Annotated in this window: 18 protein-coding genes and 1 pseudogene; 9 read left to right on the forward strand and 10 right to left on the reverse strand. The window is 69.6% G+C overall.

Features of this window, described 5'->3' with window-relative positions; translation table 11 throughout:
* Positions 1–31 precede the first annotated feature (31 nt).
* Both ABZ923_RS00180 and ABZ923_RS00185 read right to left on the reverse strand, forming a co-directional pair.
* The gene (locus tag ABZ923_RS00180; RefSeq protein ID WP_361464640.1) at positions 32–1,012 is read right to left on the reverse strand and encodes a LysR family transcriptional regulator; all 981 of its coding nucleotides are present in this window, start codon (positions 1,010–1,012) and stop codon (positions 32–34) included.
* Positions 1,013–1,700: 688 nt separating this feature from the next.
* A complete protein-coding gene (locus ABZ923_RS00185) occupies positions 1,701–2,549 on the reverse strand; it encodes a GNAT family N-acetyltransferase (RefSeq protein WP_361464641.1) in 849 nt (282 codons plus the stop codon).
* Between the two features lie 315 nt (positions 2,550–2,864).
* Here ABZ923_RS00185 and ABZ923_RS00190 point away from each other — a divergent pair, with 315 nt between their 5' ends.
* Positions 2,865–3,467 carry a cadmium resistance transporter gene (locus ABZ923_RS00190; protein ID WP_361464643.1) on the forward strand — a complete coding sequence of 201 codons (603 nt, stop codon included), beginning with the start codon at positions 2,865–2,867 and terminating at the stop codon, positions 3,465–3,467.
* A gap of 206 nt (positions 3,468–3,673) precedes the next feature.
* On the opposite strand, the gene ABZ923_RS00195 is transcribed toward ABZ923_RS00190, so the two are convergent.
* From ABZ923_RS00195 to ABZ923_RS00205, 3 genes are all read right to left on the reverse strand, one after another.
* On the reverse strand, positions 3,674–6,457 hold the full coding sequence (locus ABZ923_RS00195; protein ID WP_361464646.1) for a tetratricopeptide repeat protein: 2,784 nt from the start codon (positions 6,455–6,457) through the stop codon (positions 3,674–3,676).
* Positions 6,454–6,891: a hypothetical protein gene (locus tag ABZ923_RS00200; protein ID WP_361464648.1), complete on the reverse strand. Its 438-nt coding sequence runs from the start codon at positions 6,889–6,891 to the stop codon at positions 6,454–6,456. Before ABZ923_RS00200 ends, ABZ923_RS00195 begins: the two co-directional genes overlap by 4 nt.
* A 259-nt stretch (positions 6,892–7,150) precedes the next feature.
* Entirely contained in the window at positions 7,151–8,122 is a 972-nt protein-coding gene (locus tag ABZ923_RS00205) for a LuxR C-terminal-related transcriptional regulator (RefSeq protein ID WP_361464651.1), read from the reverse strand.
* Positions 8,123–8,417: 295 nt separating this feature from the next.
* On the opposite strand from ABZ923_RS00205, the gene ABZ923_RS00210 reads away from it, so the two are divergent.
* From ABZ923_RS00210 to ABZ923_RS00230, 5 genes are all read left to right on the forward strand, one after another.
* Positions 8,418–9,437 (forward strand): alpha/beta hydrolase-fold protein, encoded by a 1,020-nt coding sequence (locus ABZ923_RS00210; protein ID WP_361465232.1) that lies wholly within the window; start codon positions 8,418–8,420, stop codon positions 9,435–9,437.
* Positions 9,438–9,470: 33 nt separating this feature from the next.
* Entirely contained in the window at positions 9,471–10,307 is an 837-nt protein-coding gene (locus ABZ923_RS00215; RefSeq protein WP_361464654.1) for a hypothetical protein, read from the forward strand.
* A 77-nt stretch (positions 10,308–10,384) separates the two neighbouring features.
* Positions 10,385–11,488 carry a hypothetical protein gene (locus ABZ923_RS00220; protein WP_361464656.1) on the forward strand — a complete coding sequence of 368 codons (1,104 nt, stop codon included), beginning with the start codon at positions 10,385–10,387 and terminating at the stop codon, positions 11,486–11,488.
* A 533-nt stretch (positions 11,489–12,021) separates the two neighbouring features.
* Entirely contained in the window at positions 12,022–12,963 is a 942-nt protein-coding gene (locus ABZ923_RS00225; protein ID WP_361464659.1) for an RNA polymerase sigma-70 factor, read from the forward strand.
* Positions 12,964–13,076: 113 nt separating this feature from the next.
* On the forward strand, positions 13,077–14,279 hold the full coding sequence (locus ABZ923_RS00230; RefSeq protein ID WP_361464662.1) for an FAD-dependent oxidoreductase: 1,203 nt from the start codon (positions 13,077–13,079) through the stop codon (positions 14,277–14,279).
* A 998-nt stretch (positions 14,280–15,277) separates the two neighbouring features.
* Here the strand turns inward: ABZ923_RS00230 and ABZ923_RS00235 are convergent.
* The gene (locus ABZ923_RS00235) at positions 15,278–16,180 is read right to left on the reverse strand and encodes a LysR substrate-binding domain-containing protein (protein ID WP_361464665.1); all 903 of its coding nucleotides are present in this window, start codon (positions 16,178–16,180) and stop codon (positions 15,278–15,280) included.
* A 105-nt stretch (positions 16,181–16,285) separates the two neighbouring features.
* Here ABZ923_RS00235 and ABZ923_RS00240 point away from each other — a divergent pair, with 105 nt between their 5' ends.
* Positions 16,286–16,789 (forward strand): hypothetical protein, encoded by a 504-nt coding sequence (locus ABZ923_RS00240; protein WP_361464667.1) that lies wholly within the window; start codon positions 16,286–16,288, stop codon positions 16,787–16,789.
* 251 nt (positions 16,790–17,040) lie between these two features.
* Here ABZ923_RS00240 and ABZ923_RS00245 read toward each other — a convergent pair whose 3' ends face one another.
* Complete coding sequence (locus tag ABZ923_RS00245) at positions 17,041–17,526, reverse strand: hypothetical protein (protein WP_361464670.1); 486 nt, start codon at positions 17,524–17,526, stop codon at positions 17,041–17,043.
* A gap of 1,329 nt (positions 17,527–18,855) precedes the next feature.
* Positions 18,856–19,347 carry an ATP-binding protein gene (locus ABZ923_RS00250; protein WP_361464672.1) on the reverse strand — a complete coding sequence of 164 codons (492 nt, stop codon included), beginning with the start codon at positions 19,345–19,347 and terminating at the stop codon, positions 18,856–18,858.
* Between the two features lie 151 nt (positions 19,348–19,498).
* Between ABZ923_RS00250 and ABZ923_RS00255 the strand changes: the two genes are divergently transcribed.
* The gene (locus tag ABZ923_RS00255; protein WP_361464675.1) at positions 19,499–19,876 is read left to right on the forward strand and encodes an STAS domain-containing protein; all 378 of its coding nucleotides are present in this window, start codon (positions 19,499–19,501) and stop codon (positions 19,874–19,876) included.
* A gap of 89 nt (positions 19,877–19,965) precedes the next feature.
* Positions 19,966–20,689 (forward strand): annotated as a pseudogene (locus ABZ923_RS00260) (histidine kinase); the annotation flags it as partial.
* Between the two features lie 429 nt (positions 20,690–21,118).
* On the opposite strand, the gene ABZ923_RS00265 reads toward ABZ923_RS00260, so the two are convergent.
* Both ABZ923_RS00265 and ABZ923_RS00270 read right to left on the reverse strand, forming a co-directional pair.
* Positions 21,119–21,628, reverse strand: coding sequence for a hypothetical protein (locus ABZ923_RS00265; protein ID WP_361464678.1), 510 nt, complete (start codon positions 21,626–21,628; stop codon positions 21,119–21,121).
* Between the two features lie 81 nt (positions 21,629–21,709).
* Positions 21,710–22,615, reverse strand: a complete 906-nt coding sequence (locus ABZ923_RS00270) for a hypothetical protein (RefSeq protein ID WP_361464679.1) — start codon at positions 22,613–22,615, stop codon at positions 21,710–21,712.
* Positions 22,616–22,988: the final 373 nt, after the last annotated feature.

Consider the following 22,988-nt stretch of genomic DNA (forward strand, 5'->3'; position numbering starts at 1 on the left):
CTATAGGACTTGGATCTCGGGGACCCGCCGGTCACCCGCCCTCGCCGAGAGCGAACTCCTCTCCCCCGGCCTCCCACCAGGCCAGATACTGCGGCCGCTGCCGCACCAGCGACCGATAGGCGGTCAGCAGACGCTCGCACGCCGCGTCGGCCAGCTCGGCCGGAATCGATTCCGTGTTCCAGGCGAGCAAGAGCCGCCGGTGGAACGGGACGTCCACGAGCGGCCTCTGCACGGTTCCCTGGGCGGAGACATCGGCGGTCGGCCATACGCCGCAGACGGCACGCCGGCCGGCGACCAGGATCTGTGCCACGGACAGGTCGGGCGTCACATGGGCGATACGCGGAGTGAATCCCGCCGACTGGCAGGTGAGGTGGAGGTACGCATGCATACCGCTCTCGTCGGCCTCCGGCATGACCCAGTCCTCGGCCGCCAGTTCATGGAGGCTGACCTTGTCCTGGCGGGCGAGAGGGTGGTCCTCGGCGAGCAGGACGAAGACCGGCTCGCGTAGCAGGGTGCGTGTCGCCACCCACTCTCCGACCGGGAGAGGAAAGCCCGGGAACTCGCCGAACACCGCGATGTCGCATTTCGACAGGCCCAGCAGTTTCACCAGCGTGTGGACGGAGCGCCGGGCGTCTATGGTGAGCCGGCGTTCCGGGACGAGTTCGAAGAGTGCGGAGACCAGCAGAGACACCAGAGGGCCGGCGGTTCCGCCCGCTCTCAAGGGGGCGGCGGCCCGTCTGTCTGCCTCGGCCGCCGATCTCGCGTACTCGCGCAGCCTGTCGAAGCCGGCGACGAGGTCACGGGCGCAGCGCAGGACGTACTGTCCGTTCTCGTTCGGCGTCACCCCGTCCGCACTACGAATGAACAGCGGGCCGCCCAGCTCGTGTTCGATCCGCTTCAGCTGAGCGCTCGTGGCAGGCTGAGAGAGCTGCAGCCGTGCGGCGGCCTTGCGAATGCTGCCCGCTTCGGCGACCGTGAGCAGCGTACGGAGGTGCCGGAACTCAAGGTGCATGACCCTTCCCCGCTCAGCGCTGGGGAGCCCTGCACCCCCCGTGACCTGCAGAACCAGTTGCCCGAGGGGCATGGTGACCAAGAGTCTGACGGAGTTGTTGAGGCGGCAACCACGGGACGGTAAAACCTGCGCTCATACGCCACGGCGCCGCACCGTCATCGCGGCACCAACTCGCCCCTATCGGCATGATTCGCCGAGCTGCTTACGCCGGGCCGGGCTGTGCCTGCTCGCGGCCGCGCGGAACGATGACCCCGCATGCAGGTGGTGGTCGTCGGGGACTGTCTGTCTTCGGCCGCACGCCCAGACCTGACCGCGGATATCTTCCGCATCAGCGCCGCGACAACGGCACAGGCGGCCTCGGTGCTCCCGCAAAGCCCCTTCCTGGCCTGCCCAACCGGCTGCCCGACCCCACGAAGCCCTCGGTGCCACCTGCCCCCGAGCGCCCAGCCGACACGACCACCCGTCGGCTGAGCAACGAGCGAACCCACGTCAGGGCCAACCCTGCAGAGGAAGAGCCGCGACCGGTTCCCGGGAGGAGTCCTCCGAGATTCGGCGAACCGGTCGGTTTCAGGTGCGGGGCGACAGCATGATCGAGGCGGCAATCTGTGACGGCGACATCGTCGCGGTCCGCCGCCAGGACTCCGCCGACCCTGAAGCGGAGACTGTCCCATGCCTCCAGTCCGCGAGCCTACGACCGTGCGGGTTGATTGGCGATCAGAAGAGTGACACCGGCCGTGCGAAAGCCCAGGCGAGCGTAGATACGGGCGATGACCTCCTCCGCGTAGGCGAGGAAGACGGTGTGCACCCCGTGGTCGCGGGCGTGGGTGGCCAGGGCCGCCGTGACAGCGGCGGCAAGACCCTGGCGGCGAGCGGTGGGCAGGGTGCCGACACCGCCGATCTCAGTCGTGCCGTTCGCCGGGTGGTAATGGCCGGCCGCAAGCGGGGTGCCGTCCGGGGCGAGAGCAGCGATGAGTGTCTTGTGCCCGGCGCGAATGGCGGGGCGGACCGTTGCGACCGTGCCGTCCGCGACCAGTACCTCGGCCACCGCCCACAGTTCCGCGCGGCCCGCCGAGCCCACCGCGGTGCCCGCCTCGGCGAAAGCCAGGCGGGGAAGGGCGAGGGCCCCGGGCAGTGCCGAGTCGTCGGCCGTCAGCACGCGGATCGTGACGCCGTCCGGCAGGGACTGCGGAGGCACCGGGCGGTTCGGGTCGAGGGCCATCAGCGGGCGCTCTTCCACCGGGAGCCCGGCGGCCTCAATACGGGCGCGCAGCATCGGCGCTGCCTCAGCGAGCCACTCGAAGGCTTCCGGCACGCCGAGTTCGCGCTGCCGGGCACGCACCCGGGCGATGTCGGCCGCGGTGACGACTGCGGAGCCCTCTGCGGTGGGCTGAGCGTGACTCGGACCGCCGTAGTACGGGGTTCCTGGCTCCTTTCGCACAAACAGCCGCAACGGGCCGAACGCTTCGGCGTCAGCGAACAGCAGGGGCACGGTGGCGTAGTACTGCTCGATACGGGCACGCAGCGATAGGTCGCTCATGCGGCGCATCCCACCACGGAGCGGCGGCGTGCCGCATTCGAAATTCGCCGTCCGGAACCGACACAGCCTCCCCAACGCGTCCGCTTGGCGACACGGCAGCAGTGCCAGAAAAGGTCGCTGTCGGTCGAGAGCGTGGCGCCGACGCACGGACCGTCGCGCGAGGCGTCAGGCGCGACGCGCAGCCGTCACAGAATCGAACCGTACTCGCCGGTATGCCAGCGAAGATTGATCACGCTGGTCAGGGCGGCTGCGGCTCCTCATCTGGGACCAAGTACGGTCGTCCGGTCTTGTCCTACGAGTAGAGCGGGCCGGTTCGTGGACCTGAGCGTAATCGGGCAGGCGGCTGGCCTGTTCGCCGTCACCAACATCGACGACATCCTGATCCTGGCGCTGTTCTTCGCCCAGGGCGCCGGGCACAGCGGCTCCACACGGCGCATCGTACTTGGCCAGTACTTGGGGTTCGCTGCGATTCTCACGGTGGCCGTAGCCGCCGCCTTCGGTGCCACCTTCCTGCCCCAGTCCGCCATCCCGTACCTCGGTCTGTTGCCGCTCGCCCTCGGCCTCAAAGCCGCCTGGCAGGCGTGGAAGGACCACCGCGATGGCGAGGAGAACGACGAAGCCGAGGCCAAGGAGGGCGGGCCGGGCTCCCTGGATGTCGCCGCGGTGACCTTCGCCAACGGCGGAGACAACATCGGCGTCTACGTGCCCGTATTCGCCACCGCCGGCGTCGGTGGGATGAGCGTCTACGCCGTGGTCTTCCTCGCCCTTGTCGCTGTCTGGTGCTTCGCGGGCAAGTTCTTGGCCACCCGCCCGGTCGTCGCCAAGGCACTCGCCCGCTGGGGCCACATCCTGTTGCCCGTGGTCCTGATCGCCATTGGCCTGCTCATCGTTATCCAGGGCGGAGCCTTCGGGCTCTGAACCCGCGCAGGATCGGGTGGCGGTCTAGGCCCCGAAGTTCACGATGTGCGCCTCCTGCACGGTCAGCGTCCTTGTTCGGGTGGCCGCCCCGCCAGCCGGAGGGCGTTACCAAGGAGATGCCGGTGATGCGAGGCCGGTGCCGTCGTCGGTGAGGTCGTCCGGCAGCGCTGCCGCCTGGGCTGTCGCGTTGGCGCCTGTTTCCGGGATCATGCCCGGTGATCAGCTGCCTGAGTCCAGCGGACCAGGGTACGCCAAAGCTGGAGGGTTCCGGGATGGCGAGGGCCCCGTACCCGCACCATGTCCGGCAGCAGTTCGGCGAGCACGGCCGCCGCACCGGCCGCATTGCCCTGCTGTCCCACCAACTCGGCAAGCTGATGGCGGCTGGAGAGGGTGTCGGGATGGTCAGGGCCCAGCACCCGCCGTCGGTCGTCCAGTAGCGCGGCGACGGTGGCCACAGATGCGGTCCTGTCCCCCGCCTCCCACTGCCAGCGGGCGAGGGCGCTTCTGGCGATGAGTAGGTCAGGGTGATCGGGGCCGAGTACCCGCGTCATGTCCGGCAGCAGCGCGAGGAGGTCCGCTACCGCGCCGGCCGCGTTCCCTGCCCTCCCCCGCCAGCGGGCGAGGTTGCCCCGAGTGAGGAGGGTCTCCCGGTGGTCTGGGCCCAGTACCCGTTTCACGTCCTGTAGCAGTTCGGCGAAGCCGGCCACGGCGCCGGGTGGATCGCCCGCTTCCCCCCGCCAGTGGACGAGGTTGTGACGGGTGGTGAGGGTCTCGGGGTGGTCAGGGCCCAGTCTTCGGATCATCTCCGGCAGCAACCTGACGAGGACGGACACCGCGTCGGCCGCATGTCCGGCCCCTCCTCGCCAGTGGGCGAGGTTGCTTCGGATGACGAGGGTGTCAGGGTGGTCAGGGCCCAGCACCCGTTCCGTGTCCGGCAGGAGTTCAGCGAAGCCGGCCGCCGCGCCGACCGCGTCCCCGGCAGCTCCCCGCCAGTGAGCGAGCCAGTGCCGGGTGGTGAGGGTGTCGGGGTGGTCAGGGCCCTGCTTCCGCACCATCGTGGGCAACAATGCGGCGAAGTCCGCGGCCGCGCGGGCCGCGTCCCCTGCGGCTCCTCGCCAGCGGCCGAGGCTGCTTCGGGTGATGAGGGTCTCGGGGGCGTCGGCGCCCCGTACCCGTATGACGTCTGGCAACAGTTCGGCGAGGCCTGCCGCAGCAGTGGCCGGATCCCTCGCCTCGCCCCGCCAGCAGGCAAGGTTGTGCCTCACGGAGAGGGTCTCGGGGTGGTCGGGGCCCAGTACGCGGATCACGTCCGGCAGCAGTTCGGCGAGATCGGACATCGCGCCGGCCGCATCGCCCGCCTTGCCTCGCCAGTGGGCCAGGTTTCCCCGGACGGCCAAGGTGTTGTGGTGATCGGGGCCCACGTATGCGCCGGCCTTGTCGAGCATCCGACGGAAGTAGTCCCGGGCCCCTGTCGCCTGGCCCGATCCCCCGAGGCTCTGGCCGGAAAGGTAGAGCACGAAATGAAGGTCGGGTCGGTACAGCGCAGCCTCGCCTGAGGTGATCAGTGCCGCGGTGTTGGCTCGCAGGGCCTGGGCGAGGCTGGTGTCGCGTTCGATGGACGGCCAGGCGGCGGTCAGGGCGTCGGCGCAGGTGCGGGCCGTCGTGTAGTGCTCGTGGGGGGTGAGGGTGTCGCTGACAGCCCGTTGCACGAGTCGGTGGACTCGGACCGCGGTGGCCGCGTCCCCGGGGCTGTGGGTGATCAGACTGAGGCGGCGCAGGGCGCTCAGGGCTCGGCGGGCGTCCTGTTCGGATACCGGGCTGGTTGCCGGGGCGCCGGGTATGGCGTTGTCCGCGGCGGCCGGTGTCAGGTTTCCAGGGCGGGAGGCCAGGTGTTTCGCCAGGTGGGTGCGGGCGGGAAGGCTGGTCAGGACCGTGTCGGGGATGCCGTTGGGGTCGAGGAAGGCTGCGAGGTGGAGCATGGGGCAGGCCAGGCCTGCCGGGCGGAGTGCATCTGCGTGTTCGATGGACAGGGACCAAGTGGCCGCGACAGTGAGGGTTTGTCCGTCGGGCAGGCGGTCTGGGGCGGCGTCGCGGAGGGCGGTCGTGCGGTCGGCGAGCAGGCGCCGGTAGGCGGCGGGAGTCATGCCGGTATCGGAGAGTTCGGCGATGTAGGCGGCGGCCTGCGCGAGCGCGAGCGGGAGGTGCCCGAGATCGGCGGCGAGATCGTCCAGTTCCTGGGTGGGGTGGCCCAGGTCGTAGGGTTCGAGCACCGCTTCGAGGTAGGTGCGGGATTCGGAGGGGCTGAAGACGCCGACGGTGATCAGGTGGCGGTCGGCGAGCAGAGCGTGGTCCTGGCGGCGGGTGGTGATCAGGGTCCGGCCGATGGGTGAGCGGGGTGGCCACAGCCCGGTCATGTCGGCCGGGTCGGAGAGATCGTCCAGAACGACCAGCCAACGGCACGGTGGCCGGCCCGCCTTGGGCTCCAGCCAGGCCAGCAGCGCGACCGCCGCCTGCTCCGGGTCATCGGGTGCGGCAGAGCCGATGAGTTCCGTGGCAGCCTGGGCGTAGGTGGCGACGACGGTGGCCCTGTTGGCGGCGCTCACCCAGACCAGCACGTCCAGCTCGCCGCGTTCCATTGCGGTGCGGGCGTAGCGGGCGGCGATCTGGCTTTTGCCGACCCCGCCCAGGCCGGCCACCACCCCGGAGGTGTGTGCCGCCGACAGCGCTTTGGGAGCGGCGTGGCCTAGTACGGCCTCGCCACCGCCGGCCAGTGCTGCCGCGAGCGCACTGGTTTCCGGCCGGTCGTGGAAGAAGGCGGCCTGCGGGGGCAGGGCGGTGCCGGTTTGGTGCGGCCAGGTGGCCGGCAACCGAGGCGCCCCGTAATGGTTGTGCTGGACGCCGTTGCCCTGCACCGGGCCGTGAAACGTGCTGCCGCTGAAGTACGTTCCCGCTCCGGTGGTGGCCCCGCGCTGCGGAAGCCCTCCGGTCACTTCGGCTGCTCCCCGTAGTAGTTGTGCTGGGTGCCCTTGCCCTGCACCGGGCCGTGAAACGTGCTGCCGCTGAAATCGATCCGATCGCCCCCGGCCGAGCCGATTCCCTCGGCGTTCTCCAAAGACCGCAGCTCGTCGACGAGTTTCTCCAGGAGTGCGGCGAAGTGTTCGTCCCGCTCACCGGCTTCCTCAAGAGAGTCCGTCAGCCTTCGCCGGGTCCGCTCGGACAGCTCCGCGCGCCCTTCGGCGGCTTCTTCCTTGGCACGTTCCAGTGCCGGGTCCTGGCCGAGCTTGCGGCTGACCAGATCGTGGAGGCGGTCCATTCCGGAATCCAGGGCCCGGTCGACCTCACTGTCAGCGCGCCCCCCGACGCGCTTGGCCTTGCGCACCGCCCACGCGAAGACGTAGGCCACCGCAAACTCAGCGCCGAACATCACGACCCCCTCGCTGCCGAGCAGAACCCGAAGCCGACCGTATCCAATCAGCACACCCGGGCACTGGCGATTGCGGCCTATGACAGCCTTTGTCAGCGGGTAGAGCTGTGCTCGCCACCGTCCGGCTGCTGGCCGTCCGGGGGGTGTCAGGCGAGCAGGCCGGACTGACAACATCGTCCGCCGGCGGGCGCTGCCTGCTGATGCCGGGGCCTGAGCCGGAAGGAAGACCGGATGAGACCGGATGCCGGGGTCGGCGTCCTCAGAGCCAGCCCCGGCGTGCCGCTTGGACCCCGGCCTGGAAACGGGTCGTGGCGCCCAGTCCGGACAGCAGGGCGGAGACGCGGCGGACGACGGTGCGGCGCCCCACCCCCAGGTGCCTGGCGATCGCGTCGTCGGTGGCGCCGCTGGCCATGAGGGAGAGGATCTGACGGTCTCGGGCGTCGATCTGCGTACCGGTGCCCGCCGCCGACACGGGGACGGCCAGTCGCCACAGCGACTCGAAGACGTTGGACAGCGCCTGGAGCAGGCTGGACGGGCGGATCACGAGGGAGACGACGCCGGGGCGTTCGTCGGCAGCGAGGGTGACCACCGCCAGGTCGTCGTCGCGCAGGCTCAGCTTCAGGGGTGGATCGTCCAGGGTCCGGGCCTGCTCCCCGGCCTCGATCATGCGGGCCATGTTGGGCCACGCGATCGGGTCGTCGAACGCGGAGCCGGGGTAGATGGCGCGGTAGGTGACACCGGCGGCCATGCGCTCGCGCTGCAAGGCCTCCTGCGCGAGGTAGAAGTCGGGCGTGCCGGAGTACGGTGGCACGTCGATGCTCCGCAGCTGGTGGCGCGCCGTCTGCTGGAGCTGCCGGCTGATCGCCAGGACCCGCGCGAGGTCTTCGACGACCTCCAGCGCGCCGTAGTGAGTGCTGTCCCGCCTGGCGGAACGGTAGAGCCGCTCCAGTTCCGTACCGGTTCGGCGCAGCGCCGTCCGCAAGGCGTCATCGCGCCGCAACAACGCCTCGACGAGCTGCGTGGGCGGTACCGCTTCCCAGATGGCCCCGGCGCTCCCGGGGTCCGTCGTCACGACGCCGTCCTCGGCGGCGAGTTCGTGCAGCACCGCCCGGACGACGGCCTCGGTCAGTCCGGTACGAGCCGCCAACTCCCCGGCCGACTGGTGCGGATGACGGACCAGGCACTGATAGACCCGGCCACGGTCGGAGTCCGGGTCCAGCACGTCGTGCACGACCACCCCCTCGCCTCACGGAGCGATGGACCAGGTCCGCGCAGCCGTCCAGTCTCAACTCCCCGGAGCCTACTGGATGGTCAGCGCACTGGCGCCAGTGGCGCAACTGCGCCAGACCGTCCCTATGGCGTCACGCACAGGTGGTGCGATGTGATTCCACGTAACCGGCCGACCGACCGTCCCATGGCAACCATGGCAACCAGTCCCCCTAGGACACATGATGAGACCAGCTCTGTCCCCTCGGCTGAGACGAGTGAGAGCGGCAGGCGTCGCCGCGGTGGCGACCATCCTCCTCATGGGCGCGTCGTTCGCGCCCGCCGAGGCCTCGGCTCCGCGCCCGCCGCAGATGACCGACGGCTTCGGCCTCACGCAGACCGGTGACGCCGTCGGCTCCGCCACCAACTTCGTCATCACGGTGACCACGCCCGAGGTCGAGGGTGAACACCACATCCGCATCCTGCTGCCCACCGACTACGCCCGACATCCCGACAAGCGCTACCCGGTGCTGTACTTCCTGCACGGCGCGTCCGACGATCCCGGCAACCCGAACGTGGCGTACCCCGCCCTCACCGCAGCCCAGTCCATGATCACGGTCATTCCGGACGGGGGTCGAAGGGGCTGGTACACCGACTGGCTCGACCAGAGCACCGCCGCCGGCGCGCAGAACTGGGAGAACTTCCACATCAACCAGGTGATCCCGTTCGTCGACGCCAATCTCCGCACCGATGCCACCCGGAAGGCGCGGGCCGTCGCCGGCCTCTCGATGGGCGGTTTCGGCTCCCTGCACTACGCCCAGCGACACCCCGACCTGTTCGGGCAGGTCGCCACGCTGTCCGGCGCCAACGAACTCTCGGTCCGCCACGCCGTCATGCGTGCGGCCGTCGTCGCCACGCTCACGAACGTCGGCGCCCCGCTGTGCGGGAGTTCGAACCCCACGTGCAGTCTCGACTTCGGTCCCACGGTGTCCAGCGACGCGATCTTCGGCACGCCCTACCCGGTCTTCGGGGCGGACTGGCGCTGGGACGAGGCGGACCCGGTCTCGCACATGGACGTCCTGGCCCGGGCCGGTACAGGCGTCACGATCTACACCGGGAACGGTGCCGGCAACCCGGCCGAACCGGAGTTCTGGGTCCAGTCGGCGTCCCAGCACGCCAAAGAACGACTGGACGCACTCGGGTATCCAGTGCACTTCGTGGACTACGGAGACGGATCCGGCTGGGGCGACGACTGCGCCGGCGGCCACACCAGCGGTTGCTGGGCGCAGGACCTCGTCGACTTCGTCCCGCGTCTCGAGGCGGCATTCGCGTCCGCCTGATCCCCCGATCCCACGACAGACAGGCGACCGCACATGAACAGACGACTGTGCACTCTGCTGCTGAGCCTCGTGGTCCTCTGGACCGTCGGAGCCGGTGCCGCCCACGCCGATGAAGGCAAGCGCGTCCACAACGCGATGCAAATCGTCTTCAGCCCGTCCATGACGTATCCCTTCTGCACGATCGGCGCGGTGGGCACCGACAAGTACGGGCACCGGATCGCCATTTCGGCCGGCCACTGCCTCAGGGACGCCGCCTACGCGGACCGCGAGATCCACGACGACGTGGCCCCCGTCTACGACCGCGCGGACACCGACTTCGGTCCGATCGGATACGTGCGCTACTTCAAGGACCCCGAGGGCTCGCAGACGGGCCACATGACCAAGGACTACATGATCATCGAGCTGGTCCCGCAGGTGACGCTCTCCTCACAGGGCCCCTACCTCAAGCAGACCGGTGTCCTGGAGGTCCCCGGCGGAACGGCCAGCCCGAACGCCCCGGGCCCCGCGCTCGACACCGAGCGCCTGCTCGCCGCCGGTGACAACGAACTCGTCGTATCGGGCCAGACGGGCGTCTGGTTCGGCACGGTCATGGACAACACCGGCGGCATCTACCGCTCGGCGGCCGCGAACCTGACCGGCGACTCGGGCGGGCCGGCCGTCTGGCACGTACCGGGAAGCGAGCTCCCGTCCCAGGACAACGGTTTCCAGGCATCGGGTCCCTGGGCCGGGATCACCAAGGCGATCACCCTGTCCTTCCCACCGTTCGAGTACACCAGCTCGGCCAACATCCTCGCCGACCTGCGCGCCCGGGACGCCGCCGCCCCCGAAGGCGTCTACGGCGCGGGTTTCAAGGTGACCACCAACCCGTGAGTCCGGCCGTCGGCCCGGACATCCCACCGTCCGTCTGCACGACTCAGCCCGAGGAAGGGAAGACATTGCTCACCGGCATGCCCTCACGACGTGTGCTCACCACGGTCATCGGCCTGCTCGCGCTGGTGGCCGCACTCCTCGCGACGGCGCCCCCGGCACGCGCCGACGCCGCCCCGTTCGAACTCCGCCCGCTGGTACCGGCCGGTGCCGACTATCAGGACAGGCTCAGGGCGGAGGTGGACTACTGGACCCTGGGGAAGATGGCAGACGCCGGTCTCAACAACGAGGACGCGGACGCGACCCCGCCTCCCGGCGGCTGGGACGATCTCGGCAAGCCGTGGCCGCGGGGCCAAGGGCTGGTCTCGCGCACCGCCGGCAAGCTGTTCATGCAATACACGGACGTGGACACCGGTGCCGTCTCGACGTCCTCGTGTTCCGGCAACGTGGTCACCAGCGCCAACCGCAGCGTCGTGCTGACCGCTGCCCACTGCCTGCGCATCCACACGCCGCTCGACATCGGCTTCGGGAACGTCGTCGCCACCAACATGGTCTTCGTACCGGCCTTCGACGGGACGAACCTCCCGCGCGACCCCTCCGCCACAGGTCTTCCCGGCAGGGACATCGCCCCGTACGGGGTCTGGGGAGTGACCCGTCAGTGGATCACCCACACCTGGAGCCAGAGCGCCGACTGGCTGCTCGGGCGGGACATGGCCGCCGTCCTGGTGGACAACCCCGACGATCCACGCCCCGTCGGCGAGGTCACCGGAGGCCAGGAGGTCGCCTTCGACCAGCCGCAGAACCGGACCGCCCACATCTTCGGCTACCCGACCATCAACGAGCGCAACTACTACCGCCCCGGCAACGTGCCCACCGCCCTCCAGCGGACCTTCGACGGCCGGAGCCTGATGGTCACCCAGGGAACGGCCCGGAACGACCCGGTCTACTACAACGACGTGATGGCAGGCGCGCAGTCGCCCGGCTGCAGCGGCGGCGCCGTCCTGCAGAACTTCGACCCTGCCACCGGCGCGGGCGTCCAGGTCGGGGTCTTCTCCCGCTACGACGACCCCGCCCAGATCATCGGCCTGCTCGGCTGGGTACAGGGTCCCAACATGAGTGCCACCCACTTGGGCGCCGAGGAGCAGGCGGTCTACGAGGCCGCGCAGGCGGCGGGCATGGCCTAGGGTCTTTCTTCCGGATCAGGCCGGCCCCGAGCGACCGCACCACCTGGCGCTCCGCGACACCGGCAAGATCCGGAAGAGAGGCCATAGCTGTATTGCCCCAGCCGAACGGAGCCAGGCGTTCGGCCAGTGGCTGCACACCTGCAATCACCACCGGAAACCCACCGCCTTCGCCGGTCTCTGGCGGGTGGAGGACGCTTCTCGGGAAGTGCTCGGCGTGGCGCTGGTTGGAGCGCACCATGGCGGGCAGCAGGCTCATCGCTCGCAACAGTGCGATGGTCTCGCTCACTTGGCGGGGGCGCGCTTCTGCCTCAGTGAGGCAGATGAGGGCGACGGTGTCGAAGGCGGTCTGGCTGAAGCAGCAACGGCCATCGATGTGGGGGTGCGGTCAGGGCGGTGGTGCTGTGCACAGCAGGGCCGCAGCGTCGTCATCGGAACGGATCGAGCGACCCTTCGCGGGGGCGGCAACCGCGCGACGGCCGCCGTGCCGACGCCCGGCCCCGGCCTTCGGGGAACCGTGGCCTAGGATCGTCCCCATGGCCCTGATCACCAGTGACGTCGATCGGTTCCAGACCTCCAGGCCCCGGCTGGAGGCCATCGCCTATCGGTTGCTCGGCTCGGCGAGCGAGGCCGAGGACGCCGTGCAGGAGACGTTCCTGCGCTGGCAGGCGGCCGACGTCGAGCGGATCGAGGTGCCCGAGGCCTGGCTGACGAAGGTTCTCACCAACCTCTGCCTGAACCAGCTGACTTCGGCACGAGCCCGGCGTGAGACCTACGTGGGCAGGTGGCTCCCCGAGCCGCTGCTGGGCGGGGACCCGATGCTCGGCCCGGCCGACACCGTCGAGCAGCGCGAGTCGGTGTCGTACGCCGTCCTCGTCCTGCTGGAGCGTCTCTCCCCCAACGAGCGGGCGGTGTACGTGCTGCGGGAGGCCTTCGACTACCCGCACCGGGAGATCGCCGACATGCTCGACATCACCGAGGCCGCCAGCCAGCAGATCTTCCACCGGGCCAAGAAGCACGTAGCCGACGGCAAGGCGCGCACCGAGATCGACGAGGCTGCCGCCCGCAGGATCGTCGAGGAATTCCTGGTCGCGGCGACGAGTGGCCGGACGGAACCCCTCGTGCGTCTCCTCACCCAGGACGCCGTCTCGGTCGGCGACGGCGGCGGGAAGGTCCCGGCCCGCGCGAAGGCGTTCGAGGGCGCGCTCGCGGTCGCCAAGTTCCTGCGTGGCCTGTTCAAGCCCAGCGACGCCAAGCGGGCCTACGTCGGCGGCGCGCCGGAGATCTATGCCGCGACTGCCAACGGCGAACCCGCCATCGTGGCGGTTGTCGACGGCCGGGTCGTCGGGATCACCTGCCTTGAGGTGACCGAGCAGGGGATCGTCGCGCTGCGCAGCCAGGTCAACCCCGACAAGCTGGTTCGCGCGAGCGAGCAGTGGGCGGCTGCAGACCACGGAAACCCGCTGTACATCCTCTGACTCGGGTGTGACGTGCTTCACATACGGATCCCGTCAGGAAACGTCGGGCTGTCCGGTTCAAGGGGCGAAGCCGCGCAGGCAAGCGGCGGAACCTCGCAGACAGGAGCAGGCCCATGCAGCACCGCATCGTCGTCCTCGGAGCCGGCTACACCGGAGCCGTCGCCGCCGGCCGCCTCGCCAAGCGGCTGCATCGCGGCGACGTCACGATCACCCTCGTCAACCCCGAACCCGACTTCGTCGAGCGCGTCCGGCTGCACCAGCTCGCGACCGGCGAGGACCTCAGGCCGCGGCCGTTCAGCGAGATGTTCGCAGGAACGGGCGTGGAGCTGAAGCTCGCGAGGGTCACTGCCGTGGACGTGGACCGCAAGACGGTGTCGATCACCGCCACCGACGGCCCCGGGCGGGAAGAGCTGGGCTACGACACCTTGGTCTACGCTCTTGGCAGCGGCTGGGATGATGGAGGCGTGCCCGGCGTCACCGAACACGCCCACGACGTCTCCGGCCGCGCCGGCGCACTGCGCCTGCGTGACCGCCTGGCCGCACTGGGCGCCGGGCAGCCCGTGGTCGTGGTCGGCGGCGGCCTGACCGGCCTGGAGGCCGCGACCGAGATCGCTGAAGCCCGTCCGGACCTCAGCGTCGCCCTGGCCGTCCGTGGCGCCCTCGGCGACTGGCTCTCACGCAAGGGGCGCGCCCACCTGCGCAAGGTGGTGGAGGGACTCGGCATCACGGTCCACGAGCACACGGCGGTCGCCCGTGTGGAGGTAGACGCCGTGACGACGGCCGACGGTCGGACGATCCCTGCCGAGGTCACGCTCTGGACCACCGGCTTCGCCGTCCACTCCCTCGCCCGGGCCACCACGCTGGAGGTCACCGACGGCGGCCGGATCGTGGTCGATGCCACGATGCGCTCGGCCTCGCACGAGGACGTGTACGCCGTGGGCGACGCGGCCATGGCGATCGGCCCGGGTGGCAAGCCCCTGCGGATGTCGTGCGCCTCGGGCGTCCCCATGGCCTGGCAAGCCGCCGACGCCATCGCCGCCCGCCTCACCGGCGTCGAGGTTCCCCACGTCTCCATCCGCTACTTCCAGCAGTGCATCTCCCTCGGCCGGAAGGACGGCCTGATCCAGTTCGTCACCGCCGACGACCGAGCGATCGAGCGTGCCCTGACGGGCCGTTGGGCCGCTCTCTACAAGGAACTGATCTGCAAGGGGGCGGCCTGGGGCGTCGCCCACCCGACCGTCGGCGTGCCCTCCCGGCACCGGCGGGTCATACGGCCACGGACCCCGATCGACGCATCGGCCCGGGCTGCTGCCTGATCCCGAGCCCGGTCAGGGACGACCACATGAGCCACAGCACCTGCCGAGAACCGCCAGGCTGATGTCGATCGTCGAAGCGTCACCGCTGAGCGGCGCCGTGGCTTGGATGTGGGATCGAGTCGAGGAGCGGGCTGGTGGTCCTCGTGCTGGTTCTCGGCTCTACAGCGGCGATCGATGGTGTGGTCCACCAGGGGACCGTATGGGTGGGCCGCGTACTCCGCGCGGGCTCGGCGATCCTCTTCGCCGAGAGCGGGGTGGACCGGGGCCGGTGCCGGGCCCGAGCACCCTGGTGGGTCGCGGGTGGGTCGCGGCTGGCTCATGGCCCTCTCCTCCGATGGCGGCGCTGGGCCTGACCGGTCTCGCACCGGCTGATCCGCTCTCCGGCGACGGTGCGGGACCACCGGGTGCGCATCGCGCCCAGGTGAGGTTGGCGGAGGTGCCGATCAGCGTGTGGGTCGTTCGCCGAGACCGATTCAACCTCCATGCGGCCGTTACGGAGCCGGTCAGCTGCGGCTGCAGACGGCTCGCTCCGTGCGGAGGCTGCGGAGGCTGAGGACCGGGCCCGACAGCGCCGCGCGCTGCGGGCCCGGGAGCACACCGCCTCCCGTATCCCTCGTGACGGCAGTCGCTCGAACGGGCACATCGTCCCGAACCCTTACAAGACATTCCCCCGCACCTACTCCGCCGGATGCATCACCGTCGCACGACATCGCCGCCACCGGCCCGTACGTGACGAGGTCGCGAAGAGCGTCACCGAGGTGGCCTGCTTTTCGCCGGTTCCTCCCTCTTTTCCCGGCATGGCGTACGTCTGGTAGACCGAGACGGACGACCCGCGATGCGACAGCGATCTCAACAGTGCATACAGCGGCGACGGTGTCTGCGTTCATCGCCTCCCCCGTGGCGGGACTCCTCGCTCGAACGCCATCCGAAGCAGAGACGAGTCCGAGCAGCGGCAGGCGCGCCACCTGCTCCCCCAGGTCGGTGGCACGTGGCCGCGGTCACGGGCCGCCGCCTTCGCCAGCACGCCGGTGCCAGTTCCAGTCGATGAGAGTGGTGCGCAACTGCCGGGCGGCGGCCGAGGGATGGCCGCCCGCGTCCCAGCTCAGTGTGACCGTGCGACGGCAGTCGGGGCTGTCGACGGGGATCCAGGCGACGGGGACATGCTCGCCCTTGTGGCGGGCGAACGACGGGACGAGACCGATGCCGAGTCCGGCGCCGATCAGATCCGCGATGGCGCTGTGTTCGTCGCTCTCACAGACGATCCGCGGAGCGAGGCCCTGGGCGGCGAAGAGCCGGTCGAGCAGCCGGCGCAGCCAATGTCCCTGGCGGGCGGTGATGAAGGGCTGGTCGGCGAGTTCGTGGATGCTCAGGGACGTGCGGCCCGCGAGCGGGTGATCGAGCGGCACAGCCACCCCCACCTCCTCGTCGAACAGTCGTACTGTCTCTACTTCCTCGGCGTGGATCGGCTGCGAGGCGACGCACAGGTCGACATGTTGGGCGCGTAGGAGACGTGCCATGTCTTCGGCCGGCGACCAGTGCAGTTCGAGCTCCACGGAGGGGTGGGCCCGCTTGTAGGCCGCCAGGGGGCCGGTGAGGGTGAGGAAGGTTTCCGACGCCAGCCTGACGCTGCCGGCGCCCTCGCTGACGGACTCGGCGACGGCGCGGCGTCCGGCCTCGAGCTCGCCGAGAGCGCGTTCGACGTGAGCCCGGAAGAGGTGGCCTGCGGCGTTCAGCCGTAGCCGACCGCTCCGATCGAAGAGCGGCGTCCCAAGGGCGTGCTCCAGCCGGGCGATGGTACGGCTCAGTGACGGCTGGGCGACATGTAGTTCGTCGGCTGCGCGGCTGAGGTGTTCCAGCCGCGCCACGACGAGGAACTGCCGGAGCGAGTTCAGGTCCATCATGCCTCCTGCGGCATAACACCATAACGATATTGATCTTAGACAGGATGCCCATGCCGTCATAGCGTCGAGGTGCTCGCACAGGGAGATCCAGTGAGGAGGGCCCCCGTGGCCAATGGCAGCCCCAGTTCGACATCCGCGTCCCGCGGCGCGAGGCTCGGCGCCGTGGCACTCGCCGCCGCCTTGCTCGGCGTCGGGTCGATGGACAGCGCCGACGCAGACACCGGCGAGAGGAGCCGATATGAAGTCCTCGAACTCAAGGTCGACAACGACCAGTACAAGGCCGTCGATCTCGGCCCCGAGGGGCCCAGCCTGGGCGACATGGACGTCTACTCCGGCACCGCCGTCGAGGACGGACGCAGGATCGGACACGGCGGCGGCTCATGTCAGGTCGTGCGCATCGAGGACGGAAAGCGCACCACGCAGTGCGTGATCACCATGGAACTCGAACGTGGCTCGCTGACGATGCAGTCGCTGTGGACCAGCGGATCCAGCACGCTCGACATGGCGATCACCGGCGGCACCGGCTACTACGACAACGCGCGGGGCACCGCCCGCTACTGGGACATCGCAACCCCGCAGGAACGGATGCGCGCCGAGATCCTGCGCTGACAACGACGGCCAGGGCAGGCCGCAGTGCGGTGGGCAGGCATCTGAGAGTGCAGGCGGCGGCCGTCGGTGTCGGGCTCGTAGGCGCGGGTCGGCGGGTGCAACGCGGCGGTCGGCGTCCAAGGGCGCTGCTCGGCGCGCAGGCAGACAGCAAGCGCCGACGAGGGAAGAGACCACGCATACGTGCCGTGCCGACTCCCGGCGTCACCAGTCGCTCGTTTCGACTCTGGCTGCCCTGACTTTGCAGACACGACCTAGGCCTCCTCCGCGGCGCGGCCCTCTCCCGCCATGAACCGCCAGGTGAGGGCGTGGCCCAGGATGATCAGGGTGATCAGCAGGACCGCCTCGGCCTGGATGGGGCGTAGCCGGACGTGGTCGGCGAGTTCGGGGGCCGCGCCGACGATCGCGATCAGCGCGTAGAGCAGTGTGGCGCCGGCCTGTTCCCAGGCGACGAAGTCGTCGCCGCGGGTGCGGGCCAGCAGCCGCAGGGTGCACCAGCATCCGACCACTGCCAGGACGATGAAGGCACCCCGCCAGATCCGTGGCTGCTCGGCACCGCCGACCTGGGCGAACAGGCCCATCACGGCAGGCAGCAGGAAGGACAGGTACACGCCGCCGGCGACGCGGCGTTTCGCGGGGTCGCTCAGCCAGTCGGTATGGCTCTGGACCACGTTCCACCACAAGCCGACCAAGGTGAAGCAGGTCGCGGAGAAGAGGGCGTAGAAGGTGGTGATGTCCATGAACGACGAGACTCGCAGCGCTCGCGGCCTCGACGTGGGCCCCACGCCCAGCGCCCGCCCGGACCCGCCAGTACGGACTAGCGCCGGCACCCGGGGCCGCACCGCGCCGAGTGGGATCACCGGCTTGGCAACGCCCCGCACGACCGGCGCGGGCAGCAACGTTCGTCCTGGCTGCCGCCGGCCCGCGCACCAGCCGGGTCCCCCGGCGGCGCCCTCTCCGGCCGCACCTCCCTTTTCCTGGCCCTGCCGCCGCACTTCGCTGCTACAAGCAACTCGCCCGCCTGCCCGGACGCGGTCTTTTGCGGTGCGCAGCAGGCTTCAGGACGTGCAGCAGCGACTACGGGTGCGCTGGGGCGTGTTACGGGTGTGCTTGCCGGCTCGCGCTGCGCTTCGCGCCTGCGGCCAGCGGCGCGGACAACGGCGCCTTGAGCGCGAAAAACCCCTGGTCGCGCTTCTGCCGGGGGTTTCTGACGGGAGTCTTGACTCCTTCGTGTAGACCGCGAGCAAACCCATTGCCGTCACTGTTCGCTGTCAAGTGCACTCGGAGCATCACTCCTTCCGATTGCTCCCGCGGAGGATTCCTGTGCTCGACAGCAAGCGTGCCCGCATCGCTGCACGGACGGCTGCTGCCTTCAGTCTCGTGGCCGGTACGACAGCCATCGCGGTGGCCGACGTGTCGGACAAGGCCGCCGACCCGTACGCGCAGGCCGCCGTGCAGGTCAACGCCAACGGCAGCGTCGGCCGGGCGAAGGCATCGCCAAGGTGGAGAAGAAGGCGACGGGAGCGTACTGCATCCAGTTCTCCGACCCCGACATCAACGTCTCCAAGATCACACCGGTCGCCTCCCCGGTCGCCGGCGCAGCCTGGAAGACCGACGTCTACCCGTCCGCCAGGCCGGAGAGCGACTGCGGTAACAGGACCGACAGCCTCTACGGATCACGGTGGCCGAAGGCCGGCTCGCACCTCGCCATCTCGGCGAACTCATCCAGCCGTCTCCCGCGCCGGTACGGATCCGGCCCCGGTCGGGCGACAGGCCGTTCTCGGCGGGCCGCGCCACTTCGCGCTGCCCTGCAGAAGGGTTTTGGCTGGCCGGCGCCCGTGCCACCGACCATTTACATGTCCGTGGGTGCAACGGCCTACTGCCCTCGCCGCCGCTCCGGCCGAGGTCTCCAAGGGACGCACCGCACCGTCAAGCATTCTCGCCGAAGCCCTGCAAAAGCCAATTTCAAGCACGCCCAGGGCGCGGCCTGGCCCTCTGCCGGGAGAGCTGCAAGCAACCCTCGCCCGCCACGCATGCCCGACTGAGACGGACGGGGCCGTCGGGCCGGGCTACAGCGGCTGGCGCCCGCACAGGGCGTCGCCGGGGTCGTCGGCCAGGGCGAGACGGGCTGTGATGCGCTTGCCGACCGGCTCGCGCTGCGCCTCGAAGCCCTGGGAGACGGCCATCACGATCTCCAGACCGTGCTGTCCGACCCGGCCGGCGTCCGCGGCCCGGGCAACGGGCAGCACCGGGTCGGAGTCCCACACCGCGACCTCCACCACTCCCCCGGTGACACGCAGATCCAGCAGCACCGGACCGGGGGCGTACTTGCGGGCGTTGGTGACCAGCTCACTGACCACCAACTGGGTGAGGTCGAGGGCACGCTGCGAAACCGGAATGCCGTGCTCGCCCTGGACCCGGGTAAGAAAAGCGGCGGCGATGTGGCGGGCCCGGGCAATGTCCTCGCCGTCCCCGACCAGGGCAGCACTGGCCTGTATGACCGGCCTGCCCGGCGCTGCGCCGCCTGCTGGCGCCGACTCTGGTTCCATCACGACCGTCATCCGCTCTCCGTCCGCAAAATCTCCGCGCGGCTACCCGCGCGACTGCGGATCACGCCATGCCCTTTGTTTCGGATCGGCCACAGATCGGCGCCGCTCGTCCCCTGCCGGGCGGCGCTGCGCGCCAGGCGCTGAGTGTGCCAGGATCACCGGCATGTCCACGGGAAAAATGACCGGCACCGAACACGCTGGGCAGACCGTTCAGCTGTCGGTCGTGACCAGCGCCACCGACGGCATCCGCGTACTCTCCCTCGCCGGAGAGATCGACCACCACACCGGCGACACACTCCGCCAAGCCCTGGACGCCTCCGACAGTCCCCGCCCCTGCGTCGTGGTCGACATGCGCCAGGTCACGTTCATGGACTCCAGCGGCATCAACATCTTCCTCGCCGCCCACCGCGCCTTGAGCGAGGCCGGCGGCTGGCTGCGCCTGGCCGATGTCGGCGACTCCGTCATGCGCACCATCAGCCTCGTCGGCGTCGACACCGTCATCGACTGCCGCGAAACCCTCCGCCAAGCCCTCACCAACTGACCGACGACCGGCCCTCGACAGCAACCAAGCGCCGGCCAGCCGCGGCCGCTGCGGGCGAGGTCTCCGAGACGGGCACCGCCACCGATCATCTGTGGGCGGCAGGAGCCGCCGCAGCATCGATCTACGTGTGGCTCTGGGTGATCCCGTGGCAGTGGCGGGTGGAGAACGCGGGGTACGAGGTGGGGCGGTGTACGTCACCGCCGTTGGCGTCGTTCTGCTCTACGCGACCGCCTGGCTGGCGAGGGCACTCGCCTGCGTCGACACCCGCCCCGCGAACGCGCTGCTCGGGCCGAGCCGCGAGGAGGAACTGACCCGACGGGTAGCGGACCTCGCCGAGAGCCGCGCCGGCGTGGTCGACGCCGAGCGGCGGCGGATCGAGCGCGACCTGCACGACGGCGCACAGCAGCGCCTGGTGGCACTCGCCATCAATCTCGGCCTCGCCAAGGCCACCCTCGGCGACCTGCCGGAGGAAGCCCGCAAGGTGATCGACGAGGCACATCGCGAAGCGAAGGTGGCCCTCCCCGAGCTGAACGACCTCGTGCGTGGCCTGCATCCCGCGGTCTTGGAAGACCGCGGGCTCGACGCCGCCCTCTTCGGCGTCGCCACCGCCTGCCCATACCGGTGCGGCTGTCGGTGAACCTGCGGCGGCGCCCGTCGCCCACCGTCGAGGCGATTGCGTATTTCCTGGTCTCCGCGACCCTGACAAACGTGGTCAAGCACGCCCGGGCATACACGGCCGACGTGACCGTCGAACAGACAATGGGGACGCTGTTGATCGCCATCACGGACGACGGCGTGGGAGCAGCCCCCTCGGGGCCCGACCACTGTCACCGCGAGGGTCCGCGAACTGGTCAGCTCTGGGAGGCATGTTCAGCAAGGTGACGAAGGGATACAACGCCGTCCCCGTCTCCTCTCTCCACTGCGAACCCGCGAATGCTGAGCGACTGGGACAGAAATGTCCAGCGCGAGATGGCGCACTACTCACTGCTGGTCCACCTGTACGAGAGGTCCGGGGACTTCCTGCGGGGTACGACTCCCCAAGAGGTCGGATTCCCCTACCCTGCTCGTGACACCATCTCGGCCTTGCTCGCATCCGGCGACCCGATGCGTTCAGGCCGCCTGGAACCTGACGAACCGGTCCCCGGGCAGTCGGCCGCGCCTGACCTCGCGCTATGAGGCCGACGGTGTCTCGCTCACCTGTCGACAGGCCGACCCGCCACGCTGTCTTGAGCTGTAGGGGTCTCAGAGAACACCGCGCAGGTCGACTACCGACCGGTCCTCTGTCAAGTAAGTGCGATAACGGCCCTCAGCGAACATCTCCCGCAGAAACATTCCGGGGAAGTCCAAGACCTCGTCTCGATCGGCCAGCGCGATCCGGACTCGATAGCGGCTGTCGCCATCGAGGACCAGCACATCACACCAGTCCGGCTCCGGCGCCTCGAGGCCGACCAGTGTGATGCCGTCCTCGGCCATCTGACCGACCCAAGCCGCCAGGTCCTCCAGCAGCCAAGCCATGTTCATCCAGGAGGGCGCGTCGGCGGCCGGCTGCCAGTCGTATGTGCGACGCGCCTCTCGCCCGGTGGCGGGCGGCTCACCCTCGAAGTAGACGGGCGGTGCCGACAAGCCGCTGATCTCAGTGAACGCAATGGTGCGGGACCGGAGCGTGAGCGCGGTGACGCGGAAGCGGTCGCTGCCGAGGTCGAAGGCGACTTCTGACGCATGGGTGAGAAACTCACTGTCCGGATCGGTCACGAATTCCCCTTCCTGGGGGGCGGAGCGCCGCCGCCGGCCGACTGGCGGGCCGGAGGCGGCCGAGCTGCTGGCTGGAAGGCCTTACCGCAGTCGGGAGTAGGACCCGACGTAGCGGTACCGGTCCTCAGCGGTGGACGCCGGAATGGTCCACTTGAGGGGACTGTACGCGGCAGACAGCTTCTCGTTGCCGGAAGCAGTTCGTGTGGCTGTCAGGGCCGCGCTGGACATTGAGTTCACCAGGGGCTCGTAGGAGCCCAGGTACGCCTCGGTGCCATCCGAGGTGTCGCCCCAGGCCGCGGGAGCACTCGGATCCACCGGCGTGTTCTCGTCCACGGCGTCGGCCTCGTCCACGACCTCGCCCTCGGGAGCCTCACTGTTGTCGGGAGCATCCTCCTCCACGATGGTTCCCTCGTCGTCGGCGGCGAGGGACCTGTTCTCCTTGGCCAGGGCCGTACTGACCCAGTTCGGGCACCGGACGACGCCCACGCAGTACATGGTGATCACGCCCTTGTCCTGGCCGTCACGCTGCACCTTCTCGTTGACCGAGAGGATCATCTTGTACTGCTTGACGAGAGTGCACACGCCGTTCCGGCACCGGTACTTACCCGCGTATCCGGTCATGTGATACGTCGTCGTGTTCCCGACGCGGTCGCGGTTCGGGGACTTCGCGATGTACTCGACCGCGGAGTATTTCGTGATGTTGTGCTTCTTCTTGACCTTGTTCCAGCCGAAGCCCTTGTCTCGTGCGCGGTCGTAGTAGCCAACGCGCAACGAAGCCTTGCCGGGGCCCGAGTAGTCGAGGTGCTTGAGAATCTTGTATGCCGGGTTGGCTGCGGCCGGTCCGGCTTCACTGCTGGTCGTGGCAGCTGCCGGAACGGCGAGGGCGCCGAGCACGGCCGCGGTTGCCGCCGCACCCATGGCGATTTTGACTCGTCTCACTCTGATCTTCCCCCTTACAGGTCTGTGCCGGACATAGAAGATCGGCACGAGGGGGGACACTAAGCAGAACGCGATCAAGGAGCAAAGATTTTTTGTAGAATGGCGGCCATTTCAAGACATCACCCACATCGTGATAATTCGGACGCCTGGGTCTTGGTGGGTCCCGGAAACGCGCCGGGTGAGCGCCGGGTTCCACGACTCCGAGCGCTTCTCGAGGCGCAGGATGCGGCGGTGGCCGGTGATGACCAACTGCGTAGCGGCGATGAGTCGACAAGCCGTTGAGCCTGGGGCGCATAGTGCGGGGCGGTGCACGGAGAAGTTGTTGCGCCCCTTCGACGGCCCCGAGACGGCCCGGATGGGTCATGAGCGGTCGACCACAGCAACCCCAGCCGAGAGCATCTGTGCGATCACCAGGTCCGCC

This window comes from Streptomyces sp. NPDC046881 (assembly GCF_040645015.1).
GTDB lineage: Bacteria > Actinomycetota > Actinomycetes > Streptomycetales > Streptomycetaceae > Streptomyces.